We start from the raw sequence: 15,308 nt of genomic DNA on the forward strand, positions 1-15,308 counted from the left end.
CCGTACTGTCGCATCAACCGCTCACACCCGGGAGGCCCTGCCGCCATGTCCCGCTACACCACCCTCAAGCACCGGGCCGTCACGACCTTCCAACGCAACGTCGGCAACCCGGTGCTGCGCCGGCTCCCCCTCCAGACGGTCCTGGAGACGACAGGCCGCAAGTCCGGCCTGCCCAGGCCCACCCCGGTGGGCGGCCGGCGCATCGGCGACTCCTTCTGGCTGGTCTCGGAGTTCGGCACGAAGTCCCAGTACGTCCGCAACATCCAGGCCGATCCGGCGGTCCGCGTCCGCATCAGGGGCCACTGGCACACGGGCACGGCCCACCTCCTGCCCGAGGACGACGCCGTGGCCCGGCTGCGCAGCCTGCCCCGGATGAACAGCACGGCGGTGTGGGCGCTGGGCACGAATCTGCTGACGGTGCGGGTGGACCTGACGGACTGAGGGGGCAGCTCACCCGGGCCAGACGATCGCCTGCACCTCGCTGTACGCGTGCAGGGCGTACGACCCGACGTCCCGGCCCACCCCGCTCCTCTTGAACCCCCCGAACGGCGCCTCCATGTTGCGGCCGACCGTGTTCACGCCGACCCCACCCGCCCGCAGCCGCCGGGCCACGCGGAACGCCCTCGCCACATCCCCCGACCAGACGTAGTCGATGAGGCCGTAGTCGGAGTCGTTGGCGAGGGTCACGCCCTCCTCCTCGTCCTCGAAGGGGATCACCGACACCACAGGCCCGAAGATCTCCTCGCGGGCGACCCGCATGTCGTTCGTGCAGTCGGCCAGGAGAGTCGGGGCGACATGGAACCCCCGCTCCAGGGGCGGACGTTCGCCGCCCGTGACGACCGTCGCGCCTTCCTTCCGCCCGAGTTCGACATACGACTCGACCCGTTCCCGGTGCGCCGCCGAGATCACCGGGCCGACCACCGTGTCCGGTTCCTTCGGGTCGCCGACCTTCAACCGGCGTGCATACGCGGCAAGTTCCTCGACGAACCGGCCGTACACCGTCCTCTGCACCAGCACCCGTGTGGGCGCCGTACAGATCTGCCCGCTGTAGAAGGAGAACGTCGTCCCGATCCCGGCCACCGCCGAGCGGATGTCCGCGTCGTCGAGGACGACCGCCGCGCCCTTCCCGCCCAGCTCCATCAACTGCCGCTTCATCCCCCGTCCGCACACCTCGGCGATGCGCTGCCCGACCGCCGTGGAGCCGGTGAAGCTCACCATGTCGACGTCCGGTGAGTCGACGGCCGCCTCGCCCACCTCCACCGTGCGCCCGGAAACCACGTTCACCACCCCGCCCGGCACCCCGGCCGCCTCCAGCGCCTCCGCCATCCGGTACACCGACAGCGGATCCTGCGGGGCCGGCTTCACGACGACCGTGTTGCCCATGGCCAGCGCCGGGGCGACCTTTCCCGCCGGGTTCGCCCATGGGTTGTTGTACGACGTGATGCAGGTGACGACCCCGACGGGCTGGCGTATGGCGAGCGCGCCCATCACGCCCGCCTTCCCCATCGGGCCTGCGTCGTTGATCTGCGGCGGGATCGCCCACTCGGCCAGTTCCACGCGCGCGTACCGGCGGAACCGGGCCGCCGCCACCCCCACCTGCATCCCGCGCGCCGTCCCGGTCGTGGCACCCGTCTCGGCCCGGGCCAGTTCTGCGTACGGGACGAGGTGACCGCGGATGATGTCGGCCGCCCGGCCCAGCACCGCCGCCCGTTCCTCGGGCGAGGTCCGAGACCACGGCCCTTCGAAGGCCTCGCGCGCCGCGGCACAGGCGGCGCGCACCTGATCCGGCGAGGCCTCCGGCGCCAGGCCCACGGTCCCCTCGGTCGCCGGGTCCACGACCTCGTAGTGGCCGCGGTCCGGCTCGACCCACCGCCCGCCGATGAACAAGCGCTGCCCGTCCGTCACCTGGTACTCACCGTCCTGGTGTCCCGCCCGGACCGCAGCACCTTCCCCGGTACGGCCCCGCTCACCACGTCGTCCCGGATCGCCTCGACCCCGTTGACCCACACGGCCCGCACACCGATCGCCCGGGAGTCCAGCCGTGGGCTGTCACCCGGCAGGTCGTGCACCAGGGTGGCCTGGCCCGCGTCGATCCGCTCCGGGTCGAAGAGCACGAGGTCCGCATGCCAGCCCTCCCGTATCCGGCCCCGCTCGCGTAGCCCGAACAGCCGCGCCGGATCGTCCGTCAGCATCTTCACCGCCTGCTCCAGCCCGACCAGCCGACGCCCGCGCAGACAGTCGCCGAGGAAGCGGGTCGTGTACGGCGCCCCGCACATCCGGTCCAGATGCGCCCCCGCGTCGGACCCGCCGAGCAGCACGTCCTCGTGCTGCCAGGTGTCCGCCCGGAGCGCCCAGGAATCCGGGTCGTTGTCGGTCGGCATGGGCCACAGGACCGTACGCAGCTCGTCGGCCGTGCAGATTTCCACCAGACAGGCGAAGGGGTCGATCCCCCGCTCGGCCGCGATGTCGCGGACCACCCGGCCGGTCAGCCCGGCGTTCGCCTCGCTGTACGTGTCGCCGATGACGTATCGCCCGAAGTTGGCCAGCCGCCGGAAGACACCGGCTTCCTTGGACCGGGCGCGGCCCAGCATCTCGGTGCGCACGTCGGGGTCGCCGAGTTTCGCCATCCGCTCGGGGACGGGGAGCCCGAGGATCGGCCCCCACCCGGGGATGAGGTTCAGCGCGCAGAAGGTACCGAGCGACATGTTCATCGGTGTGAGGATCGGCATGGTCAGCGCCACCACCCGGCCGCCGGCCTTGCGCGCCCGCTCGCTCGCCGACAACTGGCGCGGGACCCGCTCCGGTTCGGCTGCGTCGACGGTGAGGACGTTCCAGTTCAGGGGCCGTCCGGCCGCCGCGCTCATCTCGACGAACAGATCGATCTCGGCGTCGCTGAACTGGTCCAGACACCCGGCCACGATCGCCTCGATCTGCGTCCCCTCGTGCTCACCGACGGCCCGGGAGAGGGCCAGGAGTTCGGCGGGCAGCGCGTGCCGGGAGGCGACGGGTTTGCCGTCACCGTCCGAGTGGGTGCTGGACTGGGTGGTGGAGAACCCCCAGGCCCCCGCGTCCATGGCCTCGTGGAACAGCCTCAGCATCTGCGCAAGGTGCTCTTCGGTCGGCTGCCCACCGACCGCGTCCGTCCCCATCACATACCGCCGCAGCGCGCAATGCCCCACCATGAACCCCGCGTTGACGGCGATCCGCCCGTCGAGGGCGTCCAGATACTCCCCGAAGGAGTTCCAGCTCCAGGGCGCCCCCTCCTCCAACGCGACCAGCGACATCCCCTCGACCCTGGACATCATGCGCCGCGTGTAGTCGGCGTCCTCGGGCCGGTCGGGATGGAGCGGCGCCAGGGTGAACCCACAGTTCCCGGCGGCGACCGTGGTCACCCCGTGGTTGAGGGAGGGCGTGGCGTACGGGTCCCAGAAGAGCTGGGCGTCGTAGTGGGTGTGGGGGTCGACGAAGCCGGGGGCGAGGACGAGACCGGAGGCGTCCTCGCTGGTACGGGCCTCTTCGGTGACCGCACCGACGACGGCGATACGACCGTCTCGTATGCCGACGTCGGCGGTGAAGGCAGGCGCACCGGTCCCGTCGACGACGGTCGCACCCTTGACCAGATGGTCGAGCATGATGCCCGTACCCCCTTACACGGCCTGCCGGAACCGCGAAGTCCGGTGAACGGGATCCGTATCGATCTTCGGAATCACGTGCTCCCCGATCAGCCGGATCGTCTGCAGCGTCTCCTCCTTCGGCACCCCCACCGGCAGCCCGAAGCTCAACTGGTCCGCTCCGGCCTGCTCCCACCGTTTGCACTGCCGCAGTACCTCGTCCGGATCGCCGCAGATCAACAGCTCCTCCTCGACGAGGAGTTCGACGAACTCAGGCGTGTACTCGGGCAGCGTCTCCGGCCACACCGGGAACCCCTCGGGCCGCGGGAACGTGTCGTGGTACCGGAACACCAGCGAGGGCAGATAGTGCAGCCCACCGGCGGCGGCGATCCGTATCGCCTCGTCGTGCGTCGGCGCGCAGATCGCCGTCGTCGTCACCATCACGTTGTCGTTGACGAACGCCCCGACCGGCTCGGCGTTCACGATCGCCGTCTTGTACTGCTCCAGCACCCACTCCATGTCGGAGACCTTCTGGATGCTGAAGCCCAGCACGCCGAGCCCCTTCCTCGCGGCCATGGCGTACGACGGCGGCGACCCGGCGGCGTACCACATCGCGGGGTGCGCCTTGCCGTACGGCTTCGGGAGCACCTTCCTCGGCGGCAGCTGCCAGTGCTTGCCCTGGAAGCCGGCGTACTCCTCCTGGAGCCACATCTTCGGGAACTCGGCGACGGTCTCTTCCCAGATCTCCTTGGTGTAGTTCATGTCGGTGATGCCGGGCAGGAAGCCGAGGATCTCGTGCGACCCGGCGCCGCGCCCGCTGCCGAACTCGAAGCGGTTGCCGGAGAGGTGGTCGAGCATGGCGACCTTCTCGGCCACCTTCACCGGGTGGTTGACCTGGGCGAGGGGGTTGAAGATCCCGGAACCGAGGTGGATCCGCTCGGTCGCGTGGGCGAGGTAGCCGAGGAAGACGTCGTTGGCGGAGAGGTGCGAGTACTCGTCCAGGAAGTGGTGCTCGGACGCCCAGGCGTACTTGAAGCCGGACCTGTCCGCCTGGATGACGTACTCGGTCTCCTCCATCAGCGCCTTGTGCTCGGCGAGCGGGTCGGTCTCGGCACGCTTGCCCACGTATCCCTGTACAAAGAGCCCGAATTCCAAGGAGGTTCACCGTCCCCAGTCAGAATGTTTCTGACACATCGTCAGATTCACTGTGCCGCCGACTGTCGCACCGCCCGCATGGACCGTCAATAGCTGACGGATGGTCAGATGGCGGAGACCCCCGCCAGCCAGCCCCCGTCGATCACGAACGGCTGCCCGGTGATGTAGGACGAGTCCTCGCAGCTGAGGAAGAGCGCCAGCCGGGCCACCTCCTCGGGCCGGCCGATCCGCCCGAGCGGCACGAGCTTGCGGTACAGCGCGTCCAGGGCCCGGCTCATCTCCGCCGGATCCGCGTCCGGGTCGAGGCGGGCCGGGTTGGACATCGCCGTGTCGATGGCACCCGGGCAGATGGCGTTGACCCGTATCCCACGGGCCGCCAGCTCCAGCGCGGCGACCCGGGTGAGCCCGAGGATCGCGTGCTTGGTCGCGGCGTACGTGCCCACGGCCGCCATACCGGTCAGCGCGGTGTACGAGGCGGTGTTGACGATCGTGCCCCCGCCGGTCAGCTCGGGCGCGACGGTCTTCATGCCGAGGAAGCAACCGACCTGGTTGACCTGGACGACCTGCATGAACTCGTCGAGGGGCGTGTCCACGAGCGCGTTGAAACGCAGGATGCCCGCGTTGTTGACGAGCCCGTCGATCCGGCCGTACACCTTCTTGGCGGCGGCGACGGCGCGCTGCCAGTCGTCCTCCCTCCCCACATCCAGGTGGACGTACTGCGCGCCGATCTCCTTGGCCAGCGCCTCCCCCTCCTCGTCCAGCACGTCGGCCACGACGACCCGCGCACCTTCCTCGACGAAGAGCCGCGCCTCCTGTTCACCCTGCCCGCGCGCCGCACCGGTGACGATGACGACGCGTCCGTCCAGCTTGGCCATGTCTCTCCTCAGTCCAGGTGCGGGGCGACCTCCGCCCCGAACGCGGTGATCTGGTCGGTGAGTTCGGTACGGCTCCGGCAGCGGAACCGCACCTGGATCTGGTCCACGCCCATCGCCCGGTAGGCCCGAAGGGACTCGGCAAGGGCCTGCGGCGCCCCGCTGATCGTGCGCCGCCCCACGTTCCACCCCGGCTCGCCCACGTACAGCGGCTCGGTGATGGCGCCCACGGTGACCGGGTCCTCGATGCCGGCCTCGGCGCGGATGCGCTTCAGCTCGGCGATCTGTGCGGGGAGCCGGTCCCGTGGGTCCCCCTGCGGCAGCCAGCCGTCTCCCTTGAGGGCGGCCCGGCGTACGGCGGCTGGCGAGGAGCCGCCGACCCACAGGGGGACCTTGGGTTGAGCCGGCCGGGGCAACTGGCCCAGCCCCTCGAATTCGTACAGCTTGCCGTGGTGCACCGGGAATTCATCGGCTCCCAGGGCCGCACGCAGGGCATCGATGGTCTCGTCGAGGACGGACCCGCGCCGCTCGAAGTCGACGCCCAGCACCTCGAACTCCTCCCGCACATGCCCGGCGCCCACCCCGAGGATCAGTCGCCCGCCGGAGAGATGGTCGAGCGTGGCGTACTGCTTGGCGGTCAGGAGCGGATGCCTGAGCCCGACGACGGCGACATGACTGAGCAGACGGGTGCGCTCGGTGACGGCGGCGAGGTGGGCGAGGGTGGCGACGGGGTCGTACCAGACCGTACTCATGGCGGCGGCGAGGCGGCGCGGGACGGCGACGTGGTCGCAGCTCGCGATGTAGTCGAACCCGGCGCTCTCGGCGGCGCGGGCGACGGCGACGAGGTCCTGCGGACCCGCGCCGGACTCCCAGGCCTCGGCGTAGATCGTGCTCTGGGACTGGATCGGGAGCTGTATCCCGTAGGCCAGTGTCCCGTCAGTTCGCACACGCATGAACCGCACCCTTCTGTTCTGACGGACCGTCAGCCATCGTGCTGGCTGACGGTCCGTCAGGCAAGGGTGGGGTCAGGAGCGATACGGGTTGCGCAGATAGGTCAGGCTCAGATTGCCCGTGTTGCCGAAGTACTGGGAGACCAGGTACGCGGGATCGGTCGCGATCACGCCCGCCTGGAGGTCGCTGCCGTCGTTGGTGTCGTCCCAGGCCCAGGGGGCGTGCGCGGCGTTGTCCTCGCCGTTGTCGCCGCGGAACGCGCCCCACGAGGCGTACGTCTCGCTGTTGTTGCGCCGGCCCCAGAGGCTGTCGGCGGTGGTGAGGTCGGTGAGTCCGTAGCGCGCGCCCTGGTCGTTCCCGCCCGTCGGCACCGAGCCCGCGCCGCGGCTCGGCGCGTACACGATGCCGTCGCCGCCGGGGAAGGCGCTGCCGTCCCAGGCGTAGGCGCCGTGTCCACGGGCCTCCTGGAAGCTCGTCGGGTGCGGAGCGCCGTCGTAGGTCTGCATGATCACGGTGCCGTCGATGTTCTCGCGGCCGTCGGTGAAGGGGCTGCCGGGCGGGGTGTACGAGTAGAAGTTGTCGTGCGCGAGCGTCACCACGGCCTGCAGGGTGCCGTACTCGCTGCCGTCCTTGCGGACGACCTCCAGCTGACCCTCCATGTCGTTCTCGTGCGAGAAGACGTTCAGCGGGTAGTCCTTCCAGTCCCGCGGGTGGAAGAAGGCGTACGTGATGTACCAGTGCGTCTCCGTCTCGGCCACCGAGTAGTACACGGTGCCGGTGAGGCGCGCGACGTTGGCGTCGAGGTCTTCCCAGTTGTTGACGGTGCTCCAGTCGCCGTCGTAGTTCACCGGCGCGAGGTAATCGGCGGTGTAGTACTTCGACGAGGTGTCCTGGTGGTGCAGGGGCGCCCAGCGATAGGCGAGGTCGGCGTCGGCGGGGGCGGCCTGTGCGGGCGGGGCGGACAGCAGCGCGGTGGCGCCGATGAACGCGGCCGACAGGACAGCGAGGGCGGGTCTCCAACGGGGCACGGCGATCCTCCGGTAGGGGGAGCTCACAGGTAATGTGCGAGGTCGGTGAACTCCCCCATCGTGCGGACCCGTTGACCACACCGCTGCCGCCGTTGACGAGTGTTCAACGGGGCGCGCGATTGTTCATCTGGGCGCCGTACCGGGCCACAGTCCGCCTTCCGTGAGCCCGAGCAACTCGATCGCGTTGCCCCGTACGATCCGCTCGACGACATTCGCCGCCAGATGCCCCATCTGCGCCTCGCCGACCTCGCGGGACTTCGGCCAGGTGGAGTCGGAGTGCGGGTAGTCGGTCTCGTAGAGGACGTTCCCGACCCCGATGGAGTCGAGGTTGCGCAGCCCGAAGGCGTCGTCGAAGAAACAGCCGTAGACGTGCTCGGCGAACAGCTCGGACGGCGGCCGGTGCACCTTGTCGGCGACGCCGCCCCACCCGCGGTTCTCCTCCCACACCACGTCGGCGCGCTCGAGGATGTAGGGAATCCACCCGATCTGCCCCTCGGCGTACATCACCTTGAGGTTCGGGAAGCGCTCGAACTTGCCGCTCAGCAGCCAGTCCACCATCGAGAAGCAGCAGTTGGCGAAGGTGATCGTCGACCCGACTGCGGGCGGGGCGTCCGCGGAGGTGGAGGGCATACGGCTGCTGGAGCCGATGTGCATGGCGACGACCGTGCCGGTCTCGTCGCAGGCGGCAAGGAAGGGGTCCCAGTCGTCGGTGTGGACGGAGGGGAGCCCGAGGTGCGGGGGTATCTCGGAGAAGGCGACGGCCCGGACCCCGCGGGCGGCGTTGCGCCGGACTTCGGCGGCGGCGAGGTCGGCGTCCCACAGGGGTATGAGGGTGAGGGGTATGAGCCGGCCGTGCGCCTGCTCCCCGCACCACTCCTCCACCATCCAGTCGTTGTAGGCGCGGACGCAGAGGAGAGCCAGCTCGCGGTCCTTGGCCTCGGTGAAGGTCTGCCCGCAGAAGCGGGGAAAGGTGGGGAAGCAGAGGGCGGACCGGACGTGGTTGACGTCCATGTCGTCGAGCCGCTGCGGGACGTCGTACGAGCCCGGCCGCATCTGTTCGTATGTGATGACTTCGAGCCTGATCTCGTCCCTGCTGTATCCGACGGCGGTGTCGAGGCGGGTGAGGGGCCGGTGCAGGTCCTCGTAGACCCACCAGTCGCCGAGGGGACCCTCGTCGCCCTGTTTGCCCATGACGGGCTTGAAACGGCCGCCCAGGAAGGACATTTCCTTCAGGGGCGCGCGGACGATACGTGGCCCGGTGTCCAGGTATTTCTTCGGAAGGCGGTCCTGCCAGACGTTCGCCGGCTCAACGGTGTGGTCGTCGACGGAGATGATCTCGGGGAATGCGATCGACGTGGTGGCGGTGTGGGTGTCCATGGCGTTCACGGTAGCGCCGATCTGACGGTCCGTCAGCTATGGCTTGTAGGCGCCATGGTGCGAAGAGGGTGTGAGGACCGTGTGGACTCCCGTGAGCCGCCCTGTGATCGGCATCTCTCACGGCTGACGCAAGTGCCCGGAACAAGGCAAACTGACGTAGTTGTTCGGGATGCCTAGGGGGACGAACGCATGGACGGTGGAGCGCGAGTGCCGGAGCAGCGGCGTTCCGATTCCGTCGCGGAGTCGGAGACGCTACGGTTCGGCGTGCTCGGTCCCGTGCGCGCCTGGCGCGGCGAGGAAGTACTCAACACCGGCTCCCCCCAGCAACGCGCGCTGCTCGCGGCCCTGCTGCTGCGCGAGGGCAGGACGGCGACCGCGGCGGAACTGATCGACGCGCTCTGGGGCTCGGAACCGCCGTCGCAGGCACTGGCGGCGCTGCGGACGTACGCGTCCCGGCTGCGGAAGGTGCTGGACCCCGGGGTCCTGGTCAGCGAGTCGGGCGGTTACGCGGTACGGGGGCTGCGGAACGGGGCCCTCGACCTTGCGGTGGCGCAGGAGTTCGCGGCGGAGGCGGAGAAGGCGCGGAACGCCGGGGACTTGTGTCATGCACGGGACGTACTGAACTGGGCGCTGGGCCTGTGGGACGGCGAACCGCTGGCCGGCGTACCGGGGCCGTACGCGGATGCGCAACGGGTCCGCCTGGAGGAATGGCGACTCCAACTCGTCGAATCCCGCCTGGACATGGACCTGGAACAGGGCTGCCACGCCGAGGCGGTCTCGGAACTGACGGCGCTGACGGCGGCGCACCCGCTTCGGGAGCGGTTGCGGGAGCTGCTGATGCTGGCGCTGTACCGCTCGGGCCGCCAGGCCGAGGCGTTGGCGGTGTACGCGGACACGCGGCGCCTGCTGGCGGAGGAGCTGGGGGTCGACCCGCGGCAGGGACTACGAGAGCTCCAGCAACGCATACTCCAGGCGGACCCGGCCCTCGCGGAACCGGCGGCACCGGCTTCGGAACCGGCGGTGGTCCCGGTCCGTCCGGCGCAACTCCCCGCCACGGTCCCCGACTTCACGGGCCGCGCCGCCTGCGTCACCGAGCTGAGCGAGGTGCTGGCATCGGCGGAGGGCCGGGTGATGGCGGTGTCGGCGCTGGCGGGGATCGGGGGCGTGGGCAAGACGACGCTGGCGGTGCACGTGGCGCATCAGGCGCGGGGTGCGTTCCCGGACGGCCAGTTGTACGTCGACCTCCAGGGCGCGGGCCCGCGCGCGGCGGAACCGGAAACGGTCCTGGGCTCCTTCCTGCGTGCACTGGGCACGGCGGACTCGGCGATCCCGGACTCTTTGGAGGAACGGTCGGCGCTGTACCGCTCGGTCCTGGACGGCCGTCGGGTGCTCGTGTTGCTGGACAACGCGAAGGATGCGGCCCAGGTACGTCCCCTGCTGCCCGGCACGGAAGGCTGCGCGGCGCTGGTGACGTCCCGGGTGCGGATGGTCGACCTCGCCGGGGCGCACCTGGTCGACCTGGACGTGATGTCCCCGGACGAGGCGCTGTCCCTGTTCACGAAGATCGTGGGCGAGGAACGGGTGGCGTCGGAACGGGAGGCGGCGCTGGATGTGGTGGCGGCGTGCGGCTTCCTGCCGTTGGCGATCCGCATAGCGGCGTCCCGCCTGGCTGCGCGGCGTACGTGGACGGTGTCGGTACTGGCGGCGAAGCTCGCGGACGAACGGCGCCGGCTTGATGAGCTGCAGGCCGGGGACTTGGCTGTGAAGGCCACGTTCGAGCTGGGGTACGGGCAACTGGAGCCGGCGCAGGCGCGTGCGTTCCGGTTGCTGGGCCTGGCGGACGGCCCGGACATCTCGCTGGCGGCAGCTGCGGCTTTGCTGGATTTGGGGGTCGAGGAGACCGAGGACCTGTTGGAGTCCTTGGTGGACACGTCGCTGCTGGAGTCTGCGGCGCCTGGGCGGTATCGGTTCCATGACCTGGTGCGGTTGTATGCGCGGGCTTGTGCGGAGAGGGATGAGTGGCCGCCTAGCGAGCGGGGGGCGGCCATGTCTCGGTTGCTGGATTTCTATCTGGCCACGACAGCCAGCGTGTACGCGATCGAACGCCCCGGCGACCGACTCGTGGACGACCTGGAACCCACCGAGTACCCGGGACTGCGGTTCTCGGGAGGGACCGCGGCTCTGGACTGGCTGTACACCGAGGCGGCACCGCTGCTGGCGTGCGTGCGGCAGTCGGCGGGATCGGAGCAGCTGCGGCGGGGAGTGGATCTGCTATGGGCGGCGAAGGATCTGACGGAGTCCGGGGCCAACTCGCACCAGTACGAGACGACTGCTCGGGCGATGTGCGAGGCGACTCGCGCCGCGGGGGACGGGAGAGCTGAGGGAAGGGCGCGCACCGTCCTCACGGATGTTCTTCTGGTGTCTGGGCGCATTCAGCAGGCCGAGGAGGAAGCCCGGGTTGCCATGGAGCTGGCGAAGGCGGAGCGGGATGCCACAGCCGTCAGTTGGGTGGCCAACAATCGGGGGCTCATCTGTCTGCATCAGGGCCGGTTCGCGGACGGCAGGATCCTCTTCGGTCAGGCCATCGAGGGCTTCCGAGCGGCGGCCAACCGACCGGGGGAGGCGTCTGCCCTGTCGAACCTGTCCCGCGCGCACCTGGGCGCAGGCAACGTCACCGAGGCGGTCGAGATCGCCAAGCACGGCTTGGATGTGTACGTCGAGATGGGCCGAACCATGCGCCTCGGCAACGGGCACTTCGCCGTGGGCGTCGCCCTGACCAAGGCGGGACGACACCGGGAGGCGCTCAGTCAGTTCTCGGAGGCCCAGGGCATCTTCAGCGATCACCGGCAACGGTTGTGGGAAGGGGCGACCAACTTCCGGATCGCCGAGGTACACATGGCTGCCCAGCGACCCGCTCAGGCGGCTCAACACGCAGAACAGGCTCTTGCCTTGGGGTGCATCGGCGGCGATCGGATGCGGGGCAACGTTCTCACGCTCCTCGGCCACGCTCTCTCGTCCCTGGGGCAGGTGGACCGGGCGAGGGCATGTTGGCGCGAGGCACTCAACCTCTACGAGCAGAGCGGAGCCCAGGAGGCCAACGAGGTGCGCGTCCTGCTCATCTCGGGAGCGGCAGCGTAGCCCCGACTGGCTGCATGGCGGGCTGGCAGGCGTTCAGCATTCGTTTATCTCAGCACGGCACTCTCATACCCGTCAGACCATCGCGTCGGGGGGCAGATGGTCTGGCCAGGAGCCAGACCGGTTAATGTGCGGCTCCGAACGCCCGTCCGGCAACCCACGGGGGAGTTCCGGGCGGGCGTTCCTCACTCGTCACCACAGCAGAGGACGCAAGGCCATGAGCGACAAGAAGAAGGACGCGGAAGCCACTCCGCTCGACAACCACATGCCGAGCGAGCCGACGGTGGCGGACGAGACCGTCACCACGCTCGACAACCACATGCCGGCACCGCCCGCCGACGCCATCACGACGATGGACAACCACATGCCGGCCCCGCCCGCCCTGGACCTGGACGGCGGCAAGTAAGCCTTCATCCCGACGGGGATCGGCCGCGGCGGCGCGGAGGGGAGCCGCCGCGGCCGAAGTCTGTCCAGAGCGGGTTTCAGGTCAACCTCTGGCGTGAAGCGTTCGAATCGCTCGAACAATCCCCCCGTCGTGACACTGACGTCACTCGACGTCCGGAGATCCTTCTCTTCGACAGGAGTCGAGGTGACCCGCACCAAGAAGATCCTCGCCACCATCGCCCTGGTGCTCGGCGCCACGGCGGCCGCGACGAGCCCGGCGCTCGCCGAGAACCACGCCGGTGTTACGCCGCAGGGCAATGTCGTGGCCCCGCTGGACAACCACGCGCCGTGACCCAGCCTCCCGTCGGCTGACCGGGGCCGGGCACAGCGCCTGGCCCCGTGCCGCGCCCGCCTCACACCCCCCGCACGACCACCCGCCCGCCACACAGCTTCCCCAGATCGTCCTCGTCGGAAGTGAAGAGCACCACGCCCCCCGCCTGCCGCCTCGCGATCACTGCGAGCGCGGCGTCGATCGCGTACCTGTGGCCGTGCAACCCGGTGTCCTGCAGGAGAGCGATCGCGGCATCGGCCACCTCCCGTGTCACGGGCTCCACCACGACACGCGACATCGCCCACGCCCAGGCCGTCCGATTCACCTGCCCGTGGTACGCCTCGATCAGCGTCATGGAACTGGTCACCACGCGGATGCCGGAGCGGTGGGCCTCAGCGAGTCGCGCGGCCATCTTGCGCTCCCGCAGCGCAGCCCGGGACAGGGCCTCGCAGTCCAGAACGTAGGTCCCGACACTCATCAGCCGGCCATCGGAAGGTCTGAGCCCCCGGCGCCCGGTGCCGCCGCCCCGCGCTCGACAAAGTGACGATCGAGTTCCCGCCGCTCGGCCTCGGCCGCCGCCATCTCCTCCTCCGTCAGCGGCCCGCCCTCCTCCTGCATCCAGGCCACCAGCTCGCCCAGCCGGTCCTGCTCCCGCTGATGCTCTATGGCCCGCGTGACATAAGCACTGAACCCGCCCGGCCCGACGTCCCGCCGGATCTCCTCAGCGAGCTCCTCCGGCAGCGTCACGGTGTATTTCTTGGTTGCCATACCACTCACCATACCCACCCGGACGGGGTTCGTCCTGCGACAGCAAACGCCTCACCGTCCAGCCCGCAACTCCCCCTTCACCACCTTCCCGCTCGCGTTCCGAGGCAGTTCCCCCACGAACTCCACCAGCCGCGGCACCTTGTAGTTCGCCATCTCGCGGCGGGCCCAGGCGATCAGGTCGGCCGATGTCGTCAGGGCACCCGCCCTCCGGACCACATATGCCCTGCCCACCTCCCCCAGCCGGGCATCCGGCACCCCGATCACCGCCACGTCCGCCACATCCGGGTGCAGGCCAAGCAGTTGCTCTATCTCCGCCGGGTACGCGTTGAAGCCGCCGACTATGAACATGTCCTTCAGGCGGTCCGTGATCCTCAGATTGCCGGCCTCGTCCAGTACGCCCACGTCCCCCGTGCGCAGCCAGCCGTCCGAGGTCATCACCGCCGCTGTCGCCGGCTCGTCCTCGTAGTAGCCCCGCATGACATTGAAGCCCCGTACCAGTACCTCCCCGGGCTCACCCACCCCCACCGGCGCCCCGTTCGCATCGGTCACCTTCACCTCCGTGCCAGGGATCGCGCGGCCCGAGGTCGAGGCGATCACCGGGGCGGGGTCGTCGCGGCGGCACATCGTCACGATGCCGCTCGCCTCCGAGAGGCCGTACGCCGTCAGGACCGTGCCGACACCCAGCTCGCCCCGCAGGCGTTCCACCAGGCGCAACGGCACCACCGCCGCGCCCGTCACCACCAGCCGCAGCGCCGAGAGGTCATGGGCATCGCGGGCCGGGTGGTCCAGGAGGGACTGGTGGAGCGTCGGTGGGCCCGGCAGCACCGACACCCGTTCAGCCGCGATGTTCGCCAGCGCCGTGTCCACGTTGAACACCGGCTGCGGGATCATCGTCGCGCCCCGCATCAGGCACGCGATCACCCCGGCCTTGTAGCCGAAGGTGTGGAAGAAGGGGTTCACGATCAGGTAGCGGTCCGATGCGCGCAGGCCCGCCAGGTCCGCCCAGGTCTCGTACGCCCTCAGCGTCTGCCCGTGCGTGATCATCGCACCCTTCGGGCGGCCCGTCGTCCCCGAGGTGAAGATGATGTCCGACAGGCAGGTGGTGTCCAACTCGGCTGATCTGGCACGGACTTCCGTCTCCCCCGCCCCCTCCCCTCCCGCCAGGAAGTCCTTCCACGTCGAGAAGTCCGGCGGTGCGTCCTCCGAGAGCACGACCACCTGTTCCAGGTCCGGGAGGCCGGGCAGGGGGACCGATCCTCCGCGCCCCTCCCCCGCCGCCCGCCGCAGCGACGCCACATACGACGTGCCCAGGAACGTCCCCGTCACGAACAACAGCCGCGCCCCGCTGCGCCGCAGTACATCAGCCGCTTCCGCCCCCTTGAAGCGCGTGTTCAGCGGGACCAGTACTCCTCCTGCCGACACCGCCCCCAGCGCCGCGACCATCCAGTCCAGGGAGTTGGGCGCCCACACAGCTACCCGGTCACCCACCCCCACGTTGGCGGCGATGCAGGCCGCCGCCGCGCGTTCCACCCGGGCGCCCAGTTCGGCGTACGAGATACGGGTACGGCCGTCGACCACCGCCTCGGTGTCCGCGTACCGTTCCGCGGCCCACCGCACCAGGTCCGGAATGCTGCTCCACTTCGTCGTCTCGTTTCGCACGACCAGCCTCCCCATACATAGCTGACTGTCCGTCAGA

Annotated in this window: 14 protein-coding genes; 4 read left to right on the forward strand and 10 right to left on the reverse strand. The window is 69.8% G+C overall.

The genetic code is table 11. The annotated features are described in order from the left end of the window. Positions 1–45 precede the first annotated feature (45 nt). Positions 46–441: a nitroreductase/quinone reductase family protein gene (locus tag ACFYXB_RS30995; protein WP_351345518.1), complete on the forward strand. Its 396-nt coding sequence runs from the start codon at positions 46–48 to the stop codon at positions 439–441. A 9-nt stretch (positions 442–450) separates the two neighbouring features. On the opposite strand, the gene ACFYXB_RS31000 is transcribed toward ACFYXB_RS30995, so the two are convergent. From ACFYXB_RS31000 to ACFYXB_RS31030, 7 genes are all read right to left on the reverse strand, one after another. Next, positions 451–1,905 (reverse strand): aldehyde dehydrogenase family protein, encoded by a 1,455-nt coding sequence (locus tag ACFYXB_RS31000; RefSeq protein WP_389587924.1) that lies wholly within the window; start codon positions 1,903–1,905, stop codon positions 451–453. Continuing rightward, positions 1,902–3,632 carry an amidohydrolase family protein gene (locus ACFYXB_RS31005; RefSeq protein ID WP_389587927.1) on the reverse strand — a complete coding sequence of 577 codons (1,731 nt, stop codon included), beginning with the start codon at positions 3,630–3,632 and terminating at the stop codon, positions 1,902–1,904. The genes ACFYXB_RS31000 and ACFYXB_RS31005 overlap by 4 nt, the downstream gene beginning before the upstream one ends. 15 nt (positions 3,633–3,647) lie before the next feature. Further along, positions 3,648–4,766, reverse strand: coding sequence for an LLM class flavin-dependent oxidoreductase (locus tag ACFYXB_RS31010; RefSeq protein WP_389587929.1), 1,119 nt, complete (start codon positions 4,764–4,766; stop codon positions 3,648–3,650). 104 nt (positions 4,767–4,870) lie between these two features. After that, the gene (locus tag ACFYXB_RS31015; RefSeq protein WP_389587931.1) at positions 4,871–5,641 is read right to left on the reverse strand and encodes an SDR family NAD(P)-dependent oxidoreductase; all 771 of its coding nucleotides are present in this window, start codon (positions 5,639–5,641) and stop codon (positions 4,871–4,873) included. 8 nt (positions 5,642–5,649) lie between these two features. Then, positions 5,650–6,591: an LLM class F420-dependent oxidoreductase gene (locus tag ACFYXB_RS31020; protein ID WP_389587934.1), complete on the reverse strand. Its 942-nt coding sequence runs from the start codon at positions 6,589–6,591 to the stop codon at positions 5,650–5,652. A gap of 72 nt (positions 6,592–6,663) precedes the next feature. Continuing rightward, positions 6,664–7,617: a hypothetical protein gene (locus tag ACFYXB_RS31025; protein WP_389587936.1), complete on the reverse strand. Its 954-nt coding sequence runs from the start codon at positions 7,615–7,617 to the stop codon at positions 6,664–6,666. Positions 7,618–7,740: 123 nt separating this feature from the next. Continuing rightward, complete coding sequence (locus tag ACFYXB_RS31030) at positions 7,741–8,994, reverse strand: amidohydrolase family protein (protein WP_389587938.1); 1,254 nt, start codon at positions 8,992–8,994, stop codon at positions 7,741–7,743. Between the two features lie 189 nt (positions 8,995–9,183). On the opposite strand from ACFYXB_RS31030, the gene ACFYXB_RS31035 reads away from it, so the two are divergent. The 3 genes from ACFYXB_RS31035 (at position 9,184) to ACFYXB_RS31045 (ending at position 12,865) form a co-directional block, all read left to right on the forward strand. Further along, positions 9,184–12,132: a BTAD domain-containing putative transcriptional regulator gene (locus ACFYXB_RS31035; RefSeq protein ID WP_389587940.1), complete on the forward strand. Its 2,949-nt coding sequence runs from the start codon at positions 9,184–9,186 to the stop codon at positions 12,130–12,132. 214 nt (positions 12,133–12,346) lie between these two features. Then, positions 12,347–12,535 carry a hypothetical protein gene (locus ACFYXB_RS31040; protein ID WP_389587943.1) on the forward strand — a complete coding sequence of 63 codons (189 nt, stop codon included), beginning with the start codon at positions 12,347–12,349 and terminating at the stop codon, positions 12,533–12,535. Between the two features lie 183 nt (positions 12,536–12,718). Continuing rightward, on the forward strand, positions 12,719–12,865 hold the full coding sequence (locus tag ACFYXB_RS31045; protein ID WP_389587945.1) for a hypothetical protein: 147 nt from the start codon (positions 12,719–12,721) through the stop codon (positions 12,863–12,865). A 61-nt stretch (positions 12,866–12,926) separates the two neighbouring features. On the opposite strand, the gene ACFYXB_RS31050 is transcribed toward ACFYXB_RS31045, so the two are convergent. From ACFYXB_RS31050 to ACFYXB_RS31060, 3 genes are read right to left on the reverse strand one after another with little or no spacing between them, the layout of a single operon-like run. Next, positions 12,927–13,322: a PIN domain-containing protein gene (locus ACFYXB_RS31050; RefSeq protein ID WP_389587947.1), complete on the reverse strand. Its 396-nt coding sequence runs from the start codon at positions 13,320–13,322 to the stop codon at positions 12,927–12,929. After that, positions 13,322–13,612: a hypothetical protein gene (locus ACFYXB_RS31055; RefSeq protein ID WP_389587949.1), complete on the reverse strand. Its 291-nt coding sequence runs from the start codon at positions 13,610–13,612 to the stop codon at positions 13,322–13,324. The genes ACFYXB_RS31050 and ACFYXB_RS31055 overlap by 1 nt, the downstream gene beginning before the upstream one ends. A gap of 51 nt (positions 13,613–13,663) precedes the next feature. Further along, entirely contained in the window at positions 13,664–15,271 is a 1,608-nt protein-coding gene (locus ACFYXB_RS31060; RefSeq protein ID WP_389587951.1) for a FadD3 family acyl-CoA ligase, read from the reverse strand. Positions 15,272–15,308: the final 37 nt, after the last annotated feature.

The sequence above is a fragment of the Streptomyces sp. NPDC002619 genome (assembly GCF_042889305.1).
GTDB lineage: Bacteria > Actinomycetota > Actinomycetes > Streptomycetales > Streptomycetaceae > Streptomyces.